The following is a 674-nucleotide window of genomic DNA, read 5'->3' on the forward strand; positions in this document are numbered from 1 at the left end:
ACGACGGCTCGCGACGATAGGTCGTTCGGTCAATTGCGCGCCATGTACGATCGCTGACTATAAAAGGCTGATTGCCGCGCTCGACCCGACCCGCTGCCAGGGCAACCCCACCACCAGCGCCTGAAGCTGCTCGGCGTTCAGCTCCAGGTGAGCACCCTGCCAGTTGCCTGGCCAGACAAAACGGCCCTGGTTCAAGCGGCGCGAGGCCAGCCAGACACCGAAACCATCGTGCACCAGCACTTTCAGGCGGTTGGCCCGTTTGTTGGCGAACAGGTAGGCGTTGTGCGGCTTCGCCGCACCGAAGACCGCCACCACCCTGGCCAGGGCCGTTTCCGTTCCGGCCCGCATGTCCAGCGGTTCGCTGGCGAGCCAGATGGCATCGATGCGGATCATTGCACTATCTCGCGCACGAACCGGGCACACCCCTCTGCATCGCCCGCAGGCCAGTGAACGGTCAAGGTTGTGCGCCGATGGGGGATATCGATGCGAATGTCCACGCTGGAGGCATATCCGGCCCGCACGGGCGCATCCAGTGCAAGCGGGATGAACGCCGGCAGGGTCTCAACCTGGCGGTCGCGGTAGGAAAGGCAGTCGCCTGCCTCCCCCCGCACAGATCCGTACGTGCGGCATTACCGCATACGGCTCCTGCCTTGGGTCTTGACGCCAAAGCGGAC

Annotated in this window: 1 protein-coding gene; it reads right to left on the minus strand. The window is 64.7% G+C overall.

Going from position 1 to position 674, the window contains the following annotated elements; all coding sequences use genetic code 11:
* Nucleotides 1-57: 57 nt before the first annotated feature.
* Nucleotides 58-393: an IS66 family insertion sequence element accessory protein TnpB gene (tnpB, locus tag ACYVD0_RS11000; protein WP_460426857.1), complete on the minus strand. Its 336-nt coding sequence runs from the start codon at nucleotides 391-393 to the stop codon at nucleotides 58-60.
* Between the last annotated feature and the right edge of the window lie 281 nt (nucleotides 394-674).

It is taken from the genome of Azotobacter armeniacus (assembly GCF_054779355.1).

Bases quoted from the DNA above. Each gene is read 5' to 3' on its own strand.
- tnpB (WP_460426857.1), bottom strand. From the start codon at position 393: ATGATCCGCATCGATGCCATCTGGCTCGCCAGCGAACCGCTGGACATG.